The sequence below is a fragment of the Flavobacterium hydrophilum genome (genome assembly GCF_003202405.1).
Lineage (GTDB): Bacteria > Bacteroidota > Bacteroidia > Flavobacteriales > Flavobacteriaceae > Flavobacterium > Flavobacterium hydrophilum.
Map to the genome: position 1 here is coordinate 366,239 of NZ_QJHL01000005.1, position 17,470 is coordinate 383,708.

At 31.7% G+C, this 17,470-nt stretch carries 14 protein-coding genes; 6 read left to right on the plus strand and 8 right to left on the minus strand.

The features are described 5' to 3' along the window. The first annotated feature begins 12 nt into the window (after positions 1 to 12). From DMB68_RS19815 to DMB68_RS19840, 6 genes are all read left to right on the plus strand, one after another. Positions 13 to 1,680 carry an OstA-like protein gene (locus DMB68_RS19815; protein ID WP_231131700.1) on the plus strand — a complete coding sequence of 556 codons (1,668 nt, stop codon included), beginning with the start codon at positions 13 to 15 and terminating at the stop codon, positions 1,678 to 1,680. Positions 1,681 to 1,759: 79 nt separating this feature from the next. Next, positions 1,760 to 2,950 (plus strand): aspartate aminotransferase family protein, encoded by a 1,191-nt coding sequence (locus DMB68_RS19820; RefSeq protein WP_110348368.1) that lies wholly within the window; start codon positions 1,760 to 1,762, stop codon positions 2,948 to 2,950. Positions 2,951 to 3,233: 283 nt separating this feature from the next. Beyond that, entirely contained in the window at positions 3,234 to 4,631 is a 1,398-nt protein-coding gene (locus DMB68_RS19825; RefSeq protein ID WP_110348369.1) for a tetratricopeptide repeat protein, read from the plus strand. Next, positions 4,631 to 5,380 carry a shikimate dehydrogenase family protein gene (locus DMB68_RS19830; RefSeq protein WP_110348370.1) on the plus strand — a complete coding sequence of 250 codons (750 nt, stop codon included), beginning with the start codon at positions 4,631 to 4,633 and terminating at the stop codon, positions 5,378 to 5,380. The genes DMB68_RS19825 and DMB68_RS19830 overlap by 1 nt, the downstream gene beginning before the upstream one ends. A 245-nt stretch (positions 5,381 to 5,625) precedes the next feature. Then, positions 5,626 to 7,614: a DUF349 domain-containing protein gene (locus DMB68_RS19835; protein WP_110348371.1), complete on the plus strand. Its 1,989-nt coding sequence runs from the start codon at positions 5,626 to 5,628 to the stop codon at positions 7,612 to 7,614. 189 nt (positions 7,615 to 7,803) lie between these two features. Continuing rightward, positions 7,804 to 8,220, plus strand: coding sequence for an OsmC family protein (locus DMB68_RS19840; RefSeq protein ID WP_110348372.1), 417 nt, complete (start codon positions 7,804 to 7,806; stop codon positions 8,218 to 8,220). 61 nt (positions 8,221 to 8,281) lie between these two features. Here the strand turns inward: DMB68_RS19840 and DMB68_RS19845 are convergent, their stop codons facing one another. The 8 genes from DMB68_RS19845 to coaBC form a co-directional block, all read right to left on the minus strand. After that, positions 8,282 to 9,001, minus strand: a complete 720-nt coding sequence (locus DMB68_RS19845; RefSeq protein ID WP_110348373.1) for a response regulator transcription factor — start codon at positions 8,999 to 9,001, stop codon at positions 8,282 to 8,284. Between the two features lie 3 nt (positions 9,002 to 9,004). Then, entirely contained in the window at positions 9,005 to 10,591 is a 1,587-nt protein-coding gene (locus DMB68_RS19850) for a sensor histidine kinase (protein WP_110348374.1), read from the minus strand. A gap of 59 nt (positions 10,592 to 10,650) precedes the next feature. After that, entirely contained in the window at positions 10,651 to 11,247 is a 597-nt protein-coding gene (gene coaE / locus DMB68_RS19855) for a dephospho-CoA kinase (RefSeq protein ID WP_110348375.1), read from the minus strand. A gap of 1 nt (position 11,248) precedes the next feature. Continuing rightward, a complete protein-coding gene (locus DMB68_RS19860) occupies positions 11,249 to 12,247 on the minus strand; it encodes a glycosyltransferase (RefSeq protein ID WP_110348376.1) in 999 nt (332 codons plus the stop codon). A gap of 125 nt (positions 12,248 to 12,372) precedes the next feature. Continuing rightward, complete coding sequence (gene fabV / locus DMB68_RS19865; RefSeq protein WP_110348377.1) at positions 12,373 to 13,563, minus strand: enoyl-ACP reductase FabV; 1,191 nt, start codon at positions 13,561 to 13,563, stop codon at positions 12,373 to 12,375. Positions 13,564 to 13,670: 107 nt separating this feature from the next. After that, complete coding sequence (gene recN / locus DMB68_RS19870; protein ID WP_110348378.1) at positions 13,671 to 15,323, minus strand: DNA repair protein RecN; 1,653 nt, start codon at positions 15,321 to 15,323, stop codon at positions 13,671 to 13,673. Between the two features lie 50 nt (positions 15,324 to 15,373). Further along, positions 15,374 to 16,261, minus strand: coding sequence for a type IX secretion system protein PorD (gene porD, locus DMB68_RS19875; RefSeq protein ID WP_110348379.1), 888 nt, complete (start codon positions 16,259 to 16,261; stop codon positions 15,374 to 15,376). Further along, the gene (coaBC, locus tag DMB68_RS19880) at positions 16,254 to 17,465 is read right to left on the minus strand and encodes a bifunctional phosphopantothenoylcysteine decarboxylase/phosphopantothenate--cysteine ligase CoaBC (protein WP_110348380.1); all 1,212 of its coding nucleotides are present in this window, start codon (positions 17,463 to 17,465) and stop codon (positions 16,254 to 16,256) included. Before coaBC ends, porD begins: the two co-directional genes overlap by 8 nt. Positions 17,466 to 17,470 lie beyond the last annotated feature (5 nt).

Here is a 17,470-nt window from a genome sequence, read left to right on the forward strand (position 1 = left end):
AAATTAAATCAATTGAAGAAATTACTCTTTTTCATATCTTTTTGTTTGCTTTTAGTAAATGTGCAAGGCGTTTTTGCACAAGCACCTAAAAAAATAATAGTAGAAAACTCAGACTTTTCAGATGTCAACGAAGTAGAAATCCCAGGTGCACTTTTACTTACCGGAAATGTAAAAATAAATCATGATGGTGTAGTCCTTACTTGTAATAAAGCCTATTTCTTTCAAAAAGAAAATTACATCAAAGCTTTTGGAAATGTACAACTCGTACAAGGTGATACATTATACTTAAATAGCAAATACGCCGAATACAGTGGTAATGTAAAAAAAGCTTTCGCAACCGGAAATGCTGTTATGACCTCTCCTGATGCAACTTTACAAACGGACACCATCAATTTTGACCGAAATGTACAAGAGGTTTTTTACAATACTAAAGGAACAATTGTTAACAAAGACAATACATTGGTTAGTAAATCAGGAAGATACTACGTAGCGCAGAAAAAATTTCAGTTTTTAACGGAAGTAACGCTTACAAACCCGAAATATGTTATGAAATCTAATCACTTAGATTATTACAGCAACTCAGGGCATTCCTATTTGTTTGGACCATCAACCATTACAAGCAAAACAAATTATATCTATACCGAAAATGGTTTTTACGACACCAAGAAAAACCTGGCACACTTCCTACGAAAATCGTACATAAAATACGATGACCGGCGAATAGAAGGTGACAGTCTGTTTTACAATAGAAATACCGAATTTGCTTCAGCTACTCGAAACGTAAAAATTACAGATTCTATAAACAAGGGAATCGTAAAAGGTCATTATGCCGAATTATACAAACTAAAAGATTCCATGTTTGTAACTAAAAGAGCGGTTGCCATAAATTTGGTTGAAAAAGATTCTGTTTATATACATGGTAAAAAATTAATGGTTACCGGAAAAGAAGGTGAAAGAATTATCAGGGCTTTTAATAATGTTCGCTTTTACAAAATAGATATGAGTGGAAAATGTGATTCTCTTCATTCAAACAGCAAAACAGCGCTCACAAAATTAATAAAGAATCCAATTTTATGGAATGGAGAAAGCCAGATTACGGGGGATCTAATGCATTTAATTGGGGATAACAAAACCCGAAAATTAGATTCCCTTAAAGTGTTCAATAATACCTTTCTCATATCGAAGGATACGCTCGGAACAGGATATAATCAGGTCAAAGGCCTCAACCTGTTCGGAAAATTCAGGGACGGAAAACTTCATGATGTAGATATTATAAAAAACACTGAAGCTATATATTACGCACGAAATTCAGCAAACGAACTTGTAGGAATTGACAAAAGTGTAAGCAGCAGAATTAATCTTATTATAGAGAATAACCAAGTTGACAACATCACCCTTTTTAAGAACGTGCAAAGCGATAGTTATCCTGAAGACGAATTAGCCGAAAATGACCGTAAATTAAAAGGTTTTGTCTGGCGTGGAGACGAACGAATAAAATCAAAAGATGATATTTTTCCTCCCGAAGAAAACGAACTGAATGATAAATTAGTTAAAGAAGGAAAAGCAGAAGATGCTAAACCAAATGTTCCCATGAAAGTCAGGAAGGAAACATTAAATTACGACAAAAAGAAACCTGCTGCAAAAGCCAGTACAGCGACCAAAGCAAAAGCTAAAAAATAATTTTAGTTGCAGTCGGATTTTAAGCAACTGGAAAACAACTCAGAACATAAAAATCTTAGTTCCTTAGAAACTCAAAAAAATGAATCCGGATTTTATAAAATATCAGGCGCAAACTTCCCCTTATCCACTCGGAATGGAAGTTTCACATGCCATTGGCTCTTATATTTACGATACGAACAATAAAAAGTATTTAGATTTTGTAGCTGGTGTATCAGCCTGTACACTTGGTCACCAGCATCCACGCGTTAATCAGGCTATAAAAGATCAGTTAGACAAATATTCGCATGTAATGGTTTATGGTGAATATTCTCAAAGTCCGGCTGTTGAATATTGCAAATTAATGGCTTCACTCCTGCCGGAATCTTTAAATAAAACCTATTTAGTAAATTCCGGAACAGAAGCAATCGAAGGAGCGCTTAAACTGGCTAAACGAACAACAGGCCGCAGTCAGCTTATTTCATGTCACAATGCCTACCATGGAAACACCATGGGTTCGATGAGTGTTATGGGATTTGAAGAACGCAAACAGGCTTTTCGGCCATTACTCCCGGATGTTGATTTTATTACGTTTAACAACGAAGATGATTTACAAAAAATAACCACACGAACAGCCGGAATTTTACTTGAAACGATTCAGGGAGGTGCCGGTTTTATTCAGCCTGAAAATAACTTTCTGCAAAAAGTTCGTAAACGTTGTGACGAAGTGGGTGCGATGATGATTTTAGATGAAATTCAGCCAGGTTTTGGACGCACGGGAAAATTATTTGGTTTCGAAAACTATAATGTTGTTCCGGATATTGTGGTCATGGGAAAAGGTATGGGCGGTGGAATGCCCGTAGGTGCTTTTACGGCAGCTGCTGAAAAAATGGACCTTTTAACAGAGAATCCAAAATTAGGACATATCACAACTTTTGGAGGCCATCCTGTCATTGCGTCAGCCTGTCTGGCGACTTTGAAGGAATTAACTGAAACTAATTTGATACCGGAAACTTTAGAGAAAGAAAAGCTCTTCAGATCATTTTTGGTACATCCTTTGATAACAGAAATTAGAGGAAAAGGATTAATGCTTGCCGCCATGACTGAAACTGCCGAAATAACCAATCAGGTAATTTTAAACTGTCAGGAAAAAGGGCTCATTTTATTCTGGCTGCTGTTTGAAGGCTGCGCTATTAGAATAACACCGCCATTAACAATTTCTGAAGAAGAAATAAAAGAAGGTTGTACCATAATCTTAAATGTTATGGATGAAATCCTAAAACAAAAAGCATAATACCAATTTGGAGCTAATTCCAGCTATTCACTTTATCTTTTGCTTTTTAAAGAAAAAAACAAAAGGATATCGTTTCTATCTGGGCTATGGCTGCTGAATTAAAATAAAAACCAAAAAAATAAAGAACAAATAATCTTTTATATATCAGAAGATTAAAACTAAAAACAGAACATAAATTCTGTCCATATTGTTAATTAAATTGTTCAAAACAATAAATTTCCTTTTCTCACTAAATAATATGGTTGCCTAAATTTATAACAGGCTAATTTCAAAAAAACAAAGTATGCAATTAAGCAACGAAGAAGAAGATTATAACCTATCCCTATCCAAATTTGAGTCAATGTTAAAAACTAACAAAGTGCTCTTTTTTGATTCTGAAGAATTCGAAGAAATTATTCTTCATTACTTAGACATAGGCAAGGCTAATTTAGCAAAAAAGGCCTTAAAACTTGCATTAGACCAACACCCAAAATCTACAGGCTTAAAATTAGTACAAGTAGAAATGCTGGTTTACGATGATAAATTAGATATCGCCGAGAAACTTTTAAATGAGTTATATGCAATTGAACCGAACAACGAGGAAATTTACATTCAGAAAGCAAATATCTGTTCTAAAAGAGATCAACACGAAAAAGCAGTAGAATTACTTAAAATTGCCTTGCAATATACAGATGATTTCGCCGATGTATATAATTTAATCGGAATGGAGTATCTTTTTATGGATAACCTCGAGATGGCCAAAGACAGCTTCATCAAATGTCTTGAAGAAGATTTAGAAGATCAGTCGGCTTTATACAATGTCGTTTATTGTTTTGAATTTTTAGATCAAAATCAGGAAGCAATTGTATATCTGAATGATTACATCAATAAAAACCCGTATAGCGAAATCGCGTGGCATCAGCTTGGAAGACTGCATTATGGTATAAAAGAATACGAAAACGCAATTCGCGCTTTTGACTATGCAACCCTGATTGACGAAGAATTTCTGGGAGCTTTCATGGAAAAAGCAAAAGCTTACGAGCGTCTTAAAAAATACACTCAGGCGATAGAAAGTTACAACCGAACTATTGAATTGGATGACGCAACTTCTTACGCATTATTGCGAATTGGAAAATGCTATGAAAAATTAGGAAATACAGTTTTAGCCCTAAAATATTATAACCAAACCGTTCACGAAGATCCACTTCTTGACAAAGGATGGATCGCTATTACTGATTTTTACGTTCGCCAGAAAAACTTTCAGAAAGCATTATTTTTTGTCAATAAAGCATTAGCAATAGATAATCAAAATCGGTTATACTGGAAACGTTATGCTACTATAAACAAACAAATGAACTTTTTTGAAGAAGCTGAGTTTGGATACAGAAAAGCTGTAGAGTTTGGTGATTATGCATTAGACACGTGGTTATTCTGGGTAGATATTCTTCAGTTTTTAGGTGAATTTGACAGCGCAATACAAACATTACTGCAAGCTTCCGAATATTTTCCGGAAGAAAACGAGGTAGAATACCGTTTGGCCGGATTGTATTTTATGATTCAGGACAATACAAAAGCAAAATTTCATTTAAGTAACGGCTTGCGTTTAAACTTTGATAATTATATTTTAATCGAAGATTTATTCCCTGTAGTCTGGACAAAAAAAATGGTAAAAAATTATATTGAAAAACATAGAAAACAATAATGATCGATATTTTAAAAAGACGTTTTGGCTTATTAGGCAGAAATATTAGTTACTCCTTTTCAAAAGGATATTTTACAGAGAAATTTAGTGATGAAGTTTTTGCAGGTAATAGCTACGAAAATTTCGATATCTCAGAAATCAATCATTTTACAGGTTTACTTAAAAACAATCCAGACTTAAAAGGTCTGAACGTTACGATTCCTTATAAAGAACAGGTCATTCCTTTCTTAGATAAACTTTCAAAAAAAGCAACCTTAATTGGTGCTGTAAATACAATAAAGTTTACCAAAAACGGAAAATTAAAAGGATACAATACTGATTATTATGGATTCAAAAAATCGTTGAAACCATTATTAGAACCACATCACAAAAAAGCGCTCATTCTGGGTACCGGAGGCGCATCAAAAGGAGTCGCATTTGCACTGGATGAACTTGGTATTCCATATACATTTGTTTCAAGAGAAGCTAAGGAAAACATCATTGATTATAATTTAATTAATGCTACAACTTTTGACAATTTTCAAATCATAATTAATTGTACTCCTGTTGGAACCAGTCCTAATATTGAAGCTTGTCCCGATATTCCATACGAGTTTTTTACTGATAAACATATCGCTTACGATTTAATTTATAATCCTGCTGAAACTCAATTCTTAAAGAATGCAAAAGAAAGAGGTGCGGTAATAAAAAATGGTCTTGATATGCTTATTTTTCAGGCAGAAAAAGCATGGAAAATCTGGAATAAATAAATCTCCAAAAACAATTATAATTTGGCTACACTCAAAATGTAGCCTTTTTTTATTCTGTTAATTCATAAAACCAAGTCCAAACATTTTTATTAAAAAAATAAATTCATTATATTTAAATCAGTTTTGACATTTAAAAACATAAGATTTTTAAGTCACAAATTATATAAACAAACGATTTATTTTGTATTTAGAAACACCTTTACTATCTTTCGCAATGTTTAAAATAAAAACCTTACACATTTAAAATGTTAGAAGAAAAGAATGATAACCTGCAGGATGCAGATGGAAAATTAGGAATCGACTTGAATGATCCTTCACAAAATGATGCAATAGAAACATCAATTTCTGAAACGACAACAGAAAATGAAATTTCACTGCCTGAGAGTGAAATCCAAAATATTGAAGCCGAAGAAACAAATCATCAGGAGGTGCTAGATGCAATAACAAATTCTAACGCTGAAGAAAGTGAAGACGAAACATTAAAAGAACGTCATGATATTCCTATGCAGGATTATGATACATTTTCTTTGGACAAACTCGTTGATGAATTAAAAAAATTAGTAAACACAGACAAAGTGATGTCTGTAAAAGAGCATATTGAAGAAATTAAAAAATCTTTTTTACTTCAATTTAATCATCTTATTGAGGAGAAAAAAGAAGAATTTAATGCTTCAAATCAGGACCCTAATGAAGAATTTCAATATCATTCTCCTCTAAAATCAAAATTCGACGAATATTATAATATTTTCCGCGAGAAAAGAAACGCTCATTTTAAACATTTACAAACCAGCTTAAAATCAAATTTAGATAATCGGCTTGCCATAGTTGAGGAACTAAAAGAACTAATAAATCCTCAGGAAAATATCAAAGATACTCTTAAACATTTTAATGAATTAAGAGAAAGGTGGAAGAACGCCGGTGCAATTCCAAAAGACAAATACAATCACGTTTGGAATAATTACCATTTTCATGTTGAAAATTTCTATGATTATCTACATTTAGACCGTGAAGCGAGAGATTTGGATTTTAAATATAATCTGGAACAAAAACAAAAAATAATTACTCGTGTTGAAGAATTAGTAAACGAAACCGACATTAGTAAGGCGTTTCGTGAATTACAGGATTTACACAGAATCTGGAAAGAAGATATTGGCCCTGTATCCAAAGAGCATCGTGATGCAATCTGGAATAAATTTAGTGAGCTAACTAAAAAAATTCATGATAAAAGAGAACTTTTATTTGAAAGCCAAAGAGCAAACGAACAACAAAATCTCGAAATTAAAAAAGGCATTATTGCCACAATAGAAGTTCTAGCAACTGAAAAGGTAGGCTCTCATTCACAATGGCTGATACAAATACAAAAAGTAGAAGCCCTTAGAAATGAATTTTTTGCTGCCGGAAAAGTACCTAGCGATGTAAACGAACAGACCTGGGCTGCATTTAAAGCTGCCGTCAGAAGCTTTAATTCTTTTAAAAATTCTTTTTATAAGGACATAAAAAAAGACCAAAACGATAATTTAAACAAAAAAACAGCTTTGGTTGCTAAAGCCAAAGAATTACAGGAAAGTACTGATTTTAGTGCGACTACTCCAATCATGAAACAAATTCAGGAAGAGTGGAAACAAATTGGCCATGTACCAAAAAAATACTCGGATAAAATCTGGAAAGAGTTCAAAGATGCATGTAATCATTATTTTGACAAGTTAAAGGAACACAAATCTGAAGAAAACGGAGAAGAAGTCGCTGCATTTGACAACAAAAAGACATATTTGGAAAATTTAAGATCATTTGAACTTACCGGAGATCACAAAACAGATTTAGATGCGATTAAATTGCATATTGAGACCTGGAAAGGATTTGGAAAAGTTCCTTTTTCAAGACGTCATATTGAAGGCAAATTCAACAAAATCTTAGATGCACTTTTCGAAAAACTAAGCCTAAGCAAGAAAGACACTGAAATGATGCGTTTTTCTAACCGAATTGATTCTTTATCTGAAAGTAACGACACTCGTAAATTAGATAATGAAAAGATTTTCTTAATGCGTAAGATTGAAGAAGTCCAAAATGAAATTTTTCAATTAGAGAACAACATTCAGTTTTTTACTAATACAAAAAATGCAAAAAAGGAAAACTCTATAGTACTTGAGGTTCGTAAAAATATCGCTATTCACAAGGAAAGTCTTGAAGTATGGAAAGATAAACTAAAACAATTGCGTAATTTAAATCAAGAATAAGGTATTAAGTTATAAATTAAAAAGGGTATAATGAAAATTTTTCATTATACCCTTTTTAATTTTTTTTACTTTTCAGTAACAAATTGACAAAACAATACTACAAAATATTAACTATATTTGATTAACACATTATCAATTGACAATCAACAGATAAACAAGTTTAATTATTAATTCTAATAAACAATTAAAATGAAATTTACAAGAAAAGCAAATGCCAACTGGAAAGGAACCGGTATGGAAGGAACAGGAACAATAAGCACACAAAGCACAACGTTAAATAATGCACAATTATCTTTTAAAACAAGATTTGCAGACGGAGTAGGAACCAATCCGGAAGAACTTATTGCAGCGGCTCATTCGGGTTGTTTTACAATGCAATTAAGCTTCTTATTAAACGAAGGCGGTTTTGTTGCTGATGATTTATCTACAGAAGCCACAGTTACTTTTGAAGATGGCTCTATAACTTTAATCCATTTAGAACTTAAGGGAAAAGTACCTTCAATAACAGCCGAAAAATTTGCAGAAATTGCAACAAAAGCAAAAGAAATTTGCCCAATTTCAAAGTTATTAAAAACTGAAATTACGTTAGGAATTAATTTAGTTTAGAAATTCTAATTTAATTAAATCTCATAAAAAAGCTCCGATTACTCGGAGCTTTTTTGCTTATTTATTCAGATACTGCTTTGCTTTTAACTACAAGTCTAAAACCTTCTCCGTGAATGTTTAAAATTTCAACATCCTCGTCAGATTTTAGATATTTTCTAAGTTTCGCAATATAAACATCCATGCTTCTTGAAGTAAAGTAATTATCGTCTCTCCAAATTTTTGTCAACGCTAATTCTCTTGGCATTAAATCATTTTCATGTAAAATCAACATTTTTAGCAATTCATTCTCTTTTGGAGATAATTTTATTGGCTCTTCATCCTGGAATGTTAAAAACCTTAATTTAGAGTTTAAATGAAATTTACCAATGTTGAATTCAAACTGAACTTGCTCTGCTTTTGTATCAGATGATTTCCTTTGAATAATAGCTTTTATTTTCATCAATAACACCTCAGAATCAAAAGGTTTATTCAGATAATCATCAGCTCCTGCTTTGTATCCTTTTAAAACATCTTCTTTCATTGATTTAGCTGTTAAAAAAATAATCGGCACTTCACTATTTTTCTCTCTGATTTCTTTTGCTAAAGTATAACCATCCTTATAAGGCATCATTACATCCAGAATGCATAAATCATAAACATCCTTTTTGAATTTTTCGAAACCTTCCATGCCATTTTTTGCCAAAGTAACTTCAAAGTCGTTTAGCATTAAATAATCTTTAAGAACTGCACCAAAATTAAGGTCATCTTCTACTAAAAGTATTCTTTTATTAATATTTTCCATATTTTAATTTATTAGTGGTATTTTTATTATGAAGGTACTACCTTTTCCCTTTTCACTTTCTACATAAACCTGACCATTGTGATCTTCAACAATCCTTTTTACATAAGCAAGTCCTAATCCATGACCTTTTACATTATGTAAATCTCCAGTATGCTCCCTATAAAATTTCTCAAAAACTCTTTTTTGAGCTACCTTACTCATTCCTAAACCATTATCCTTAATTTTTATCAGAATCATATCTTTAATATTCTCTGTAAAAACCTCAATTTCAGGAACATTAGGTGAATACTTTATGGCATTCTCTAATATATTAACCAACACATTTGTAAAATGAACTTCATTAACCAAACAAGTTGTTCTCGCAGCATTATAGTGCTTTACAATTGTACCCTGTTTATCTTCTAAAATCAAATTAACATGTTCAATTGCATCTTCAATAATATCGTGAATTACAGTAGGTTCTTTACTAATATCAAGTTCTTTTTTCTCCAGCTTGGAAATTCGGAGCACATTTTCAACCTGAGCATGCATCCTTTTGTTTTCATCCCGAATCATTTGGAGATAACGAAATACCTTTTCTTTATCTTCTATAATTTTAGGATTTCGAATCGCATCAAGAGCTAAATTTATTGTAGCAATTGGAGTTTTAAACTCATGCGTCATATTATTTATAAAATCTGTTTTTATTTCAGATATTTGTTTTTGACGAATTAGCTGATTTAGGGCACTTGTGTAAGCAATTATAATAATCAATGTAAAAATTATAGATAGTACCGTAATACTTACCAACTGCGATAGTAAAAATTTCTTTTTATTCGGAAAAGTAACAGATAATTCATATTTACTATTTCCTTCATTATCAGCAAAAACAGGTATATTATAAGTAGCATCCTTATCAAAATGAAAACCTTCTGATTTTATCTTTGTAGGGGTGCCACTGCTGTATATCCCGAATTCAAATTTTGTCTTAACTCCATGTTCAGCAAGCTCTTTTTTTAAGATACTTCTCAACTTCTCTTTTGTAATCCTCTCATCTATAGGCAATGCAGAAGCATAATCCTTATATGAAATTTGTAATTGTGCTTTATTTAAAATATCTAAGTTACCTTCTTTTTCATCTCTTAAATCAGGAATTGTACTTTGATTTAAAACTGAATTATCAATGATGCTATTATTATTGTAAACCTCTGTTAGTCTTTTGGAGCTAAAACTTTTAAATCCATCTGAACCGAATTTTTTATTAAATAGCGATCCATTAATATCGTATTTTTCAGAACTAATACTGTTTTTATAAACGATAGTTTTATTTGTTTTCGTGTTTCTTTGAACAAACAAAATTTCTAATAAATCTTCTTTTTGAGGGATTTTCCCGGTACTGTCTTTTATATGATTGATTTTATCATAAAAACTGTACTCTTCTTGTTGTTCAAGTTTATCAGAAACATTACTGATAACCTGAGTAACGTGGTATTTAAATTGTTCATCATTATTTTCAAATGAGGAATTAAACCAATATACCTGAACCAGAATTATACCAATTAAGGACAAACTCATTAGTAAAACAAGTATTCTAAAAAATAATTTATTCATCAAGACAAAATTAATATTTTAACAATATACTAAATAATACATTAACCAAATATTAACATTTAAGACTGATTTTGTTTAATATTTAAAATTTTAAGAATTTTAACAACTTCTTCTTTTGCATTTTTAAGATTATCATTGTTTATAACATAATTACTCTTAACAATGCGTTCTTCGTCTTTCCATTGCATTTTCATCCTGTTTAAAACCTGTTCTTTAGTTGTTTTGTCCCGTTTAATAACCCTTTCGATTCTTACTTCTTCAGGTGCAGTTACCGTTATAACAATATCACAATCTTTATACCTGCCGCTTTCAAACAAAATGGCTGCTTCATAAATTACGTAATCGTAATTTTTATTTTTTTGCAGCCATGCTTCAAAATCTTTTTTAACTGCCGGATGTATAATTGAATTTAACTGATTTAACTTATCACTATTACCGAAAACTATTTCTGCTAATTTTGCCCTGTTAAGAACTTCACTTTCAAATACAGTTTCACCAAAAACTGATTTAATCTCTTCAATTATCAATTTTGACTGCATTAATTTTTTTGCTTCATTATCTGCAATGTAAACAGGTACTCCCTTTTCTTCAAAATAATTTGCTATGGTTGTTTTTCCGCTTCCTATTCCGCCTGTAAGACCAATAATCTTTGTCATATTATATTTTAAAAAACATTTTAGGAAAAACTTCCTGAGGTTTTTTCTTTAAAAGAATAATTTTTACAAAAGATTCTAAAAAACCTGTTCCGTACCCATAAAATTGTTTCCAAACAGCAATTACGGAAAGATATCCAATTTTAACACTCTTATTACTAACACTAGATGTAAGAAAAATTATAACGAAATATACAAAATATATTTGTAATAAAAGATCGAAATTAAAAATTAACAATAAAAAAGCTAATAATAATCCTGCCATAAAGAATGTAGGAAAGAAAAAAGTCAACTTATTATACTCAGGATACCAACTATTTAGTATCGGTCTTGCTTTTCCAAATTTATTTACCTGAATAGAAAATTTTTCCCAATCAATTCTTCGTTTATGATAAACAAATGCATTAGGAAATAATCTGGTTTCAAAACCCAAATTCCAAAGTCTGATAGATAAATCCGGATCTTCACCAGGATGAATATTTCCAAAACCCTTTGATTCCTCAAAAGCTTTTTTTGAAATCCCCATGTTGAAACTTCTTGGCTGAAATTTACCAATTTTCTCAGAACCACCACGAATTCCACCGGTTGTTAGAAAGGAAGTCATTGCAAAATTAATTGCCTTCTGTATGTCTGAAAAGCTATCCAAAGCCTTATCCGGACCTCCAAAACAATCTACATATTCTCTATCTAATTCTTTTCTAACTTCTGTTAAATAATTAGAAGGAATTATACAATCAGAATCGAAAATAATAAAATAGTTACCTACTGCTTTTTGCATGCCAAAATTCCTTGAATCACCAGGGCCGGAATTTTGTTTAAAATAATAGGATATATTAAGTTTTCCCTGATAATTCATTACAACACTTTTACAGGGATTTGACGATCCATCTTCAACAAGAACGATTTCAAATGCCTCATTATAATCAGATTTTGATAAACTTTCCAAAAGTTCATCTACTTCATCAGGGCGATTATACACGGGTATAATTAAAGAAAAAACCATAGTAGAATATGCGGTATTAAGAAGGTAATTTTATGAATTAAAAATTTCGTGCAAAGATAAGTTATATTCATAAAAAAACCATCAACTTAGGGTTGATGGTTTTCATTTATAATGATTTAAATAAATTATTTTATACTTTCTACCTGAACAAGTTCATTTTCTTCAGCATTATAATCTACTCCGTCAAATCCAAATCCGAAAAGATTTAAAAAGTCATTTTTATAACCTGCCAAATCTCCTATTTCCGGTAAGTTTTCGGTAGTTGCTTCAACCCATAATGCAGCTACTTTTGCCTGAACATCTTCACGCATTTCCCAGTCATCAATTCTGATTCTTCCTTTTTCATCAACTGGAACATCTGAACCGTTATATAATCTATCCTGAAATAAACGCTGAATCTGCTCAATACAACCTTCATGTATTCCTTCTTCTTTCATAATTTTATATAAAAGAGAAATATACAAAGGAATAACCGGAATTGCAGAACTAGCCTGTGTAACCAATGCTTTATTTACAGAAACATAAGCCTTTCCTCCTAATGATTTCAAGCTATCTGTAATTGTAAATGCAGTCGCTTCTAAATGATCTTTTGCACGTCCAATTGTCCCCTTGCGGTAAACTGCTTCTGTCAAAGATGGCCCTATGTATGAATATGCCACTGTTGTAGCTCCGTCAGCTAATAAATTTTCAGATTTAAGAGCTTCTATCCACATCGCCCAGTCTTCTCCACCCATAACAGCAACTGTGTTATCAATATCTTCATCATTAGCAGGCGCTATTGAAACCTCAGATACTTTTCCTGTATGAAAATCAACTGTTTTATTTGTAAAAGTTTGTCCAATTGGCTTTAAAGTAGAACGGTGTAAAACTCCTGTATTTGGATTTGTACGTACCGGAGAAGCTAAACTATAAATTATAAGATCTACCTGACCTAAGTCAGATTTAATCAAATCTAAAGTTTCTCTTTTTATTTCGTTTGAAAAAGCATCTCCATTGATACTCTTTGCATATAATCCTGCTTTATGAGCTTCAGATTCAAAAGCTGCTGAATTGTACCATCCTGGTGAAGCAGTTTTTCCTTCAACTGGTGGTTTTTCAAAAAACACTCCAATTGTTGCTGCATCAGACCCAAAAGCACTTGTAATTCTTGAAGCCAGGCCAAAACCTGTTGAAGCCCCAATTACCAATACTTTTTTAGCTCCGGCAATAGGCCCTTTTGATTTTATATATTCAATCTGATTTTTAACATTCTGCTCTGCTCCCTTTGGGTGGGCTGTCAAGCAAATAAATCCTCTCATTCTAGGTTCTATAATCATACTGTCTTTGTTTTTCGTCAATTTTGTAATCGTCAATTTAGACAATCAATTAACTTATTTACGTTTGTTTAATTTAATTTTTAAGATGACAAATATAAAGTATTTCTTTAGTTCAACAAGGCTTTGGCATGATTTAAAGCCGAATCAGAAACCACAGCCCCAGACAACATTTGAGCAATTTCTATAACTCTTTCTTCCTGAGACAAAAGCTTTAATTCTGACTGTGTATCATCATTTGTAGTAGATTTGAATACTTTAAAATGCGAATCACCTTTAGCGGCAATCTGAGGTAAATGTGTAATGGCAAATATTTGCATTTTAGCACTCATCTCTTTCATAATTTCTCCCATTCTAATAGCAATTTCCCCGGAAACACCTGTATCTATTTCATCAAAAATCAAAGTCGGCAATTTAGAATATTGCGCCAAAATCGCTTTGACTGCCAGCATAATACGGGACATTTCTCCACCCGAAGCAACTTTCTTTAACAACCCAAAATCAGTTCCTTTATTAGCAGAAAATAAAAATTGTAGTTCGTCTTTTCCGTTTTGAAAATAGGTTTCAGATGGTAAAAGTTCCATTTTAAATCGAACATTCGGCATTCCTAAAGTCTCTAATATCGAAATTAACCGGCTTGACAAAACAGGAATTGCTTCTTGTCGGTTTTGATTAATTTTAGCAGAAAGAGTGTCTAACTCCAACGTTTTTTGTTCATTTAATTTTGATAATAAAGTAATTTCTTCCTCAATATTACCCAATTCTAAAACTGAATTTTCCAGATTAGCCTGAATTTGTAATAATTCATCTACTGTTGTTACCTGATGTTTTTTCTGTAAATTATAAATCAGCTGCAATTTCTGATTTGTTAATTCTAATTTTTCAGGATCGTTTAATAATTTTTCGGAAGCATTTTGCAACTCTTTTGAAATATCATCAAATTCAATTGATACACTTGTAATTCTTTCAAACAAGCTCTGATATTCTGATGAAAAAGCTGCAATTTTTTGCAACGACGTTTTTATTTCATTCAAATTATGAAAAACACCAAACTGTTCTTCATTACCAATTACTATCGATTTGTCAATTGATTCTTTTATGATTTCAACATTATTCAGCTTTTCAAAATCAGCCTCAAGCTCTTCCTGCTCTCCGGATTTTAATTTTACAGCAACCAATTCATTTAATAAAAAAGTATTATACTCCTGCTCTTTTCCTGCATCACTTTGTTTTTTAAGCAATGCATTTAATTTTGATTTATCTGATTTGTATAATTTCAAAACCTTTTGATAAGAATCGATAGTCGCTATATTTTGAGCAATTGCATCAATTATTTTAAACTGAACATCTTGATCTGATAGCTCCTGAGTTTGCTGCTGTGAATGAATATCAATCAAAAAAAGACTTAAATCTTGTAATTCCTGAAGATTAACCGGACTATCATTGATAAATGCACGTGATTTACCTGAGGGAAGAATTTCGCGCCTTATAATTGTTTCATCCTCATAATCCAGGTCATTTGCTTCAAAAAACTCCTTTAAATTGTATTTAGAAATCTCGAACTGTGCCTCAATTACACATTTTTCTTCTTTATTTTTAAGAGAAGTTAAATCAGCTCGTTTTCCCAAAACTAATCCTAACGCACCTAAAATAATTGATTTACCAGCACCCGTTTCCCCTGTAATTATAGAAAAACCTTTAGAAAAATCTATAGTGAGTTTTTCAATTAATGCATAGTTTTTAATTGATAATGAAGTAATCATATAGCTTTAAAAGTAAAATTATTGGAGTAGTAAATGGGTCAAAAACTGAATTAATATTTAATCTGCGCCCATTTTGTTGAATTTAAAGGCGAAACCTTATTTAAATTTTCCGTTAAATCTGTAATTGTAATAGTTGGTCCTCCAGAAAAAACAGAAACTATTTCATCTGATTTTGCATCAAAGAATACTCTTGTCAAAAAAGCATTTGGCTTAACCGAATTCAATTTTCCTATGAGCATTAATGAAGATTTTATCTTCTCTTTTGCACTTTTTAAATCCTGGCTCATTATATCTAAACCTGTGTGGTATTGAAAAGTTGTTTGTCTCAAATCAGAATAAGTTGGAGCAACCATATCATTTATCAAAAAATAACGATTTTGAAGACCATCAGCCTGAGTCCAGCCTTTAGAACCTCCTTGTTGTGCTACGTTTGCAACATTCAGAGCCGTTTCAAAATAAGGATTACCCCCTGCAAACTGAAAAGTATCTGCATCCATACCTAAAATCATATAACTGTAGAATGATATAACTGATATTAAATTAGATTCAAAAGTAGTAGGATTGTACAATAAAGGTTCGAATTCTGTATATCTAAAATTAAAATCCTTATCGTTAAAATTAAAAACAGGAGAAGAATAAGTCGAGTTGTAAATTAATCTTGAAGATTGAATCTGTATAGTACCTGAAAACTGATCAGAATTATGAGAAAAAAGCGTTATGTACATTGAACAGTTAATACGCTCATTTTGCTTTAAAACTGATCCAATCCAATCTGTTTTATTTATAAATTCAGACAATGATGTCTGAAGTGTTTTATAAACCTGCTGATTTGGAGTTGGCAATCTTTCCGCATTTATTGTAACAGTACAATTTAACTGTTGTGCCTGCGCAAAACCAAAAAACAAAAACGTTAAGAAAATAACTAATTTATTATACATAAAAATGTCCTATAACTTTGTTTAAAATGTCAACTGCAACTGACTCTTTTGACTTTAAATCCATTGGTTCAATTTTAAATTCTTTGTCAATAAAAGTAACTTTGTTAGTTGGTTGCTGAAAGCCTGCTCCTTTATCCTGCAATGAATTTAAAACAATCAAATCTAAGTTTTTTTTCTGAATTTTCAACTTAGCATTTTCAATTTCATTTTCAGTTTCCAAAGCAAAACCAATTAAAAACTGTTTTTTTTTGATTTTACCTAATGATAATAATATGTCTTTTGTCTTTTCGAGTTCAATTGAAAACTCGTCAGTACTTTTTTTAATTTTTTGAACAGCTATTATTTTCGGCTTGTAATCTGCAACTGCCGCCGCAGCAATGGTCACATCTACATTATTAAAGTACAAATGACAGGCATCATACATTTCCTGAGCAGAAACTACATCAATTACTTCAATCAAAGAACTTTTAACTTTCAAATTTGTTGGTCCGGAAACCAATATAACAGAAGCCCCTAAATCAGCAGCAGCATTTGCAATATCAAATCCCATTTTTCCTGAAGAATGATTTCCAATAAAACGCACAGGATCTATAGCTTCGTATGTCGGACCTGCTGTAATTAGGATTTTTTTTCCTTTTAAAGGCAATTTACTTTCTAAATCAGCTTCTAAAAAAGCGATTATATTTTCAGGCTCAGCCATTCTTCCTTCACCTGATAAACCACTTGCTAATTCTCCATTTTCTGCCGGAATCATTATATTTCCAAATTGCTTTAAAGCACTAAAACTTGATATTGTAGAAGGATGTTTATACATATCCAAATCCATTGCCGGTGCAAAATAAACAGGACATTTAGCCGACAAATAAGTTGCAATAAGAAGATTATCACAATTACCGGTGGCCATTTTAGATAATGTATTCGCAGTTGCCGGAGCAATCAACATTAAATCGGCCCAAAGCCCTAATTCAACATGATTATTCCAAACAGCATCCTGATCCTCCTGATTAAAGAAAGTGGAGTGTACAGGATTTTTTGACAACGTAGATAACGTAAGTGGGGTTACAAAATCCTTAGAAGCAGGTGTCATGATCACCTGGACATGTGCACCTGCTTTTATAAAGAGTCGTACTAATGAGGCTGTTTTATAGGCTGCAATTCCACCGGAAACTCCCAGTAGAATTTTTTTCCCTCTTAAAACTGACATTATAC